The 5,121-nt window shown below is 44.4% G+C and carries 6 protein-coding genes; all 6 read right to left on the bottom strand.

The features are described 5' to 3' along the window. Positions 1-403, bottom strand: a 403-nt coding sequence (locus tag C5O24_RS10645; protein ID WP_133165537.1) for a hypothetical protein, incomplete at its 3' end; no start/stop codon positions are given. A 26-nt stretch (positions 404-429) separates the two neighbouring features. Continuing rightward, on the bottom strand, positions 430-870 hold the full coding sequence (locus tag C5O24_RS10640; protein ID WP_107036799.1) for a hypothetical protein: 441 nt from the start codon (positions 868-870) through the stop codon (positions 430-432). Positions 871-880: 10 nt separating this feature from the next. Beyond that, positions 881-1,408: a hypothetical protein gene (locus tag C5O24_RS10635; RefSeq protein WP_107036800.1), complete on the bottom strand. Its 528-nt coding sequence runs from the start codon at positions 1,406-1,408 to the stop codon at positions 881-883. A 9-nt stretch (positions 1,409-1,417) separates the two neighbouring features. Beyond that, positions 1,418-2,389 carry a DUF4249 domain-containing protein gene (locus tag C5O24_RS10630; protein ID WP_107036801.1) on the bottom strand — a complete coding sequence of 324 codons (972 nt, stop codon included), beginning with the start codon at positions 2,387-2,389 and terminating at the stop codon, positions 1,418-1,420. Beyond that, positions 2,377-4,845 (bottom strand): TonB-dependent receptor domain-containing protein, encoded by a 2,469-nt coding sequence (locus C5O24_RS10625; RefSeq protein ID WP_107036802.1) that lies wholly within the window; start codon positions 4,843-4,845, stop codon positions 2,377-2,379. Before C5O24_RS10625 ends, C5O24_RS10630 begins: the two co-directional genes overlap by 13 nt. Next, positions 4,842-5,121 (bottom strand): hypothetical protein (locus tag C5O24_RS10620; RefSeq protein WP_205961095.1); only part of this gene is annotated, 280 nt, incomplete at its 5' end. The genes C5O24_RS10625 and C5O24_RS10620, both read right to left, overlap by 4 nt.

Genomic DNA, 5,121 nt, shown 5'->3' with positions numbered 1-5,121 from the left:
TTGTATTAGAGTCCTTCCCCTCAGTTCCGTAGATTTGAAGGATTGTTTTCGCTTCTTTGAAACCATCGGGCATTTTGTCGAGGATTATCTTGACAACTCCAGGATCCGTGATTTTTGCCGTGAATTTGCAATCAGCATCGAAATATTCCCCGTTCTCGTTTTTGGTGGCACCAACCAGATTAAGTGATTTGTAGTTGGTGCATTTGAGCGTCACTTCACCGCCTTCTCCATCAGAAGTAATCTGAATCTGGTGGTAGAAACTTGGGTCGAAGGCCGCCTTAACACTCTCTGCCGGGGTAGCCGTAACTTCCCACAGCATTTTTGCGGGTTCGTCCTCGCTGCATGAGGCGAACACAATGATGGCAAAACACACCATCATCATTAGTTTTAATTTTGTAATCATGTGGTCTTTTATCTGATTGAAATTTGTTATTTATAATTGAGATGTTTACGCGTAATAGTTACCATTGTTGTACGCGTATCTTTACCATTGATTCCATCTATTTGTAGATAGCATGATTTTTCTGCAAAATCCACATCTTCCATATAGTCAAATGATATTCTTACGGTTGTTGGATCTATAACTTTTGCTGAAAACCGACAATCAGAGTCAACGTATTCCCCGTCTTCATTCTTTTGACCATATATCGACAGTTCGGAATAATTGGAGCATTTCAAAATAACTTCAGCGGCATAGCCTCCGACAGTTATCCATACTGGAGAATTATAATCATAATGAATAGATGTCTCCACATTTCCTGCCGGTTTGCCGGATACTTCCCACAACATTCTTGCAGGTTCGTCCTCACTGCATGAGGCGAATGCGAGTATCGCTATCAGAGCGACAATCAGGAATTTAATTTGGTTCATTATTATATTTTTATAAGAGTTTGCCGCTTTTGTCCATACGTAGTGTTATGGTTACGCTGTTACCGGAGCGTTTGAATGTCTGGTTATTGCATGATACCTCTTCAAGTGTGGCTTTGCCACCTGATACTGCCGGAGGACGGTTGGCGATATATTTTATGTGGCATTTCAGCTCAATCTTGTGTTTGTTGAACTTCATGGTCATCTTAGAGATACCATTGGCCTCGCTTCTGTCTTTCGACCATTTCATATCGTCCTGATCAGGAAGTTCAGCAGTGAAAGACAGAACCTTTCCTCCATTTGCATTTTTCACATCATATTTTATCTTTGAGTGTGAAGCATCACCCTCGATAGAAATTCCATTAACAAATTTATTGTTATCAAGAAGGCTTTTCCCATTGTGGTCGAGACAATTCACTATTATCTGACAAGCATCCGTGGAGGTTGATATTGGTTCATATCCCTCTTTATCACATGATGTCAATACAAGTATAGACATTATGAAGAAAGTTATTATTCCGATTGTTTTCGATTTTTCCATTGGATTGTTCTATTTGATTATTTCGTGTATTGTTTCCTGAATGAAGTCTGTTAAATCAATCGTGCAGACTGATTTCGATTGGGCTGCAACCACACCCGCGCCGGAAGACACATTGCTGTATCCCCATATCGGGTCTCCAAAACCGTAGTCTCCAAGTTCGGTAAGAGTACCGCTGTCGCGCTGCCAAATATAGTTGGCCCAGTTATAGTAGGAAGACGACACGGAGCTGACAATCAAATTGACGTTGCAGTCGGGTATCTCACCTTTTGGATAGCGGAACCAGCAGTTGTCAAATTGAAGATGCAATGTATAACTTTTTCCTTCAAACTGTCGGTCTGAGAAGAATGAGAAGCCTTCAGCATCGCCACCCATGATAGACTCAAAAATACCGATATGCTCCCTGAAAATTGGTTCCATATCATATAGCAACAAGCCTATCGCAAACCCATAATTTCCGCTTGCATCAAAGTCGTCCAACTCTTCATCGGCTTGAAAATCACTGTTGAATGAAAATTTATAATAATTTTCTCCTTTGGGATCTTCAATCCGAAGGTCAATCTTTAGTTTGAACTGGGTGAAAACCTCTTCATTGTCAGATTCCCAGCAACTGACATCATAAGCCTCCCAAGTAGCAGTCGGCGCCGGGATAGAAGCCGGGATAAGTACGTCGGCCTCACCTCTGCCAACCGCAGGACTTTCGGCAACAATCCTTATATTGTCGCCCTCCTTCGGGATATAGGAGTCAAGCTGCAACTCCCCATTGGCATAAATCCTGACTTCGGCATCCCTGACTTCGGATTTTTCGGAACTGTCGGTGTAAAGCCTTGACTTTGAAATTTTAGCCTCTACAGGTTCTCCAGCGGTTATCAAGGAGTTGACGCACAATGCCGGAGTATGGGGCATATCCGGTGTGAACGCCTCCTCGCATCCTGTGAGGAGCGGTAATGCAAGAAGTGGATATATTTTTTTCAGAATAACCATGTGTATGAAATCGAGGGTATGACAGGAAGAAGTTTGACACGTTTGAATACCGGTTCACTGGTGATATAGTATTCGCCGGGTTTTGACACGGCAATATCTTGGGTTCCACGCTTCACTGCAACAGTGTTCATGTGGCAGTATGCGTTATAGAGACCGAATGTCCAGTACCCACGTTTATTTTTGACAGTACAGCTTAAATCCAGACGATGGTAGAAAGGCAATTTATAACTGTTAATGCCGGTACCCAATGGCGACTCTCCGGCTCCGAACCAATCGGTGGTGTCAAATTCAGGATCATCCCACACTTGATTCAACAGAGTGAATCTGTTGCCTGAATGTCCCACCCACGAAGCGTTGATCTGCACCTTGTCGCTTATTTTCCAATTCACCATTATATTTATCGTATGGCGGTTATCGAATTTGGCTGGAAATGTGCGCCCTCCGTTTTTGTCGGCAAACGTGCGGTCTGCCCACGCTAACGAATAGGATATGTGCCCTGTCACCTTTCCGAATACTTTTTCAATTTTGAAATCAACGCCCTTAGCCGTACCTTTACCACTGCAAAGTTGAGCGTTCCATAAGTCGAGAGGGGGATGCAGGTAATACTCATCCTTGTATTCTACAAGATTATCCATCCATTTGTAGTAGCCCTCTACTGACACTGCATAAGTCTTGTCAGGAGATTGCCAATACCCACCCACGGATATTTTATCAGCTGTCTCCGGCTTGAACTTTCCGCTGATCGGTATCCATTGGTCAGTAGGGAGTGCAAGATAACTCTGGCTGAGTTGGTGTACGTATTGAGTGGTTCGGGCGTATGCAAATTTCACCGCCCAGTCTTCATCAGGACGATAACTGAGTGACAATCTCGGAGACCATCCGAAATTTGTCTTTTCCCCGATATTGAACAACGAGCCATGGAAACCGGCGTTCATTCTGAACTTGTCACTTATTTTCCAATCATCCTCAATATATGCGTTGACTTCATTCGCACCATAGGCCCATGTTGAATCACGGGTTGACAAATGTGTCGTCCCAACCTCGTATAGGCGTGATGTTCGCGCCGGTAGGAATGAATGTCGGGTGTATCCTGCGCCGAAACGGACGCGGTTGTTGTCGTTGGGACTCCAATCGAAATCACCACGAAATATCCAGTCATTTATATTATTGTCTGTATTGAGGACAGTATGCGATTCTTCCATGTGTTCGGAGGATTTATCTCTACTGATATAATCATGCTTCATGCTGGAGAAGAAGCGGGTGTATGCGGCAGTGAACTCGGATGAAAGATTATCATTGAAACGGTAATTGAGTCCGGCTTGTGCGAGAAGGTTTCCCCAGTGCATGTCAAACCGGTCATCATAAAACGACCCGAAATAATTAGGCTTGTCATAGCCCTTGTCTTCCGTACCGGTTTTCAGTTTGTCATCTCCGAAATAGAAGCTGACAAAGGCGGTCGCCTTAGGTGAGAACCGATGCTGCACACGGGCGTTGAAATCCATAAAATAATAGTTGAAGCGTAGTTTCTCATCTTCATTCTGCGAATTGGCAATCGCAACAAACGGAATGGTGAGCACATCAAACCAAGAACGGCGCAACCCAACAAGATAGGTTGTCTTCTTGCCTATCGGCCCGGAGATATTGAAAGCTCCCGATGTCAGGCCGAGACGTGCGGACCCGTGATGACCGTCGCGGTTGCCGTTTTGCAGACGCACATCCATAAAAGAAGACAGACGACCATCATATTTCGCAGGAATGGAAGACTTGAAAAAATCTATGTATCTTATTATATCGGTATTGAACGCTGAGAATAGCCCGGCAAAATGATTGACTTGATAGAGAGGCACATTATCAAGCATATAGAGGTTTTCATCAGCGTTTCCGCCATGAACATACATCCCTGCCATACCCTCCGTGCCCTCAGTTATGCCCGGCTGGGTCTGCAAAGCCTTTATCACATCTGCCTCACCGAAAAGCACCGGTGTGTTGCGCACTTCATCGGCGGTGACTTTCTTAGCTCCGATTTCGGCAGTCTCAACCTGCGGGGCTTCAAGACGCGATACGACAACCACTTCATCAAGCATCGTGGATTTAATCGAGGGTTCACATACACTTGTCACAGGAGCGGAGACAACCGGAGATTTGATCTTTTCAGTCTTTGCCACTTTCTTCCTTCGCTTCAAGACTATATTGTTACCCTTGATTTTATACTCAATGGGAGTGGCTGAGAACATTTCAGACAGCACGTAATTCAGTGGTTTGTTCTTGGCTTTGACAGTGACACGTATATCTTTAAGCAGTTCCGATGAATACACAAAGTTTTTGCCAGTCTGTTCCACAATAGAGCGGAATACAGTTGCGGCAGGTTGATTGACAGCGCGAATGGTCACATTCTGCGCAAACACAACCGACACACAGCAGAAGGCTCCAATCAGCAATGACATCAAACGCTTCATTCCTTTACTGACATTTGGGTTTCAAGAATGTCGTTGATCGTGGCTACAAGGTCAACGGCGTTACCTTCGTAGTGTAGTGAAAGACGATACTCCCCGGCATTCTCCGGAACATTGATAACCTCAACGCCATACACCTCTTTAATTTTGGAAATGACGGTAGGGAGCGGCGTGTTTTCAAAATCAATGATTTTGACAGTCTCCAGCGATGCAGCAGGTCTGACTGATTCATTGACAATCTTATCAGCCGTGTCTTTCAATTCGTACTGATGATATATG

Origin of the sequence: Paramuribaculum intestinale, from assembly GCF_003024925.1 — a bacterium.
GTDB lineage: Bacteria > Bacteroidota > Bacteroidia > Bacteroidales > Muribaculaceae > Paramuribaculum > Paramuribaculum intestinale.
Note: the sequence above shows the minus strand (reverse complement) of the source record. Positions and strands in the feature narration are given on the sequence as shown.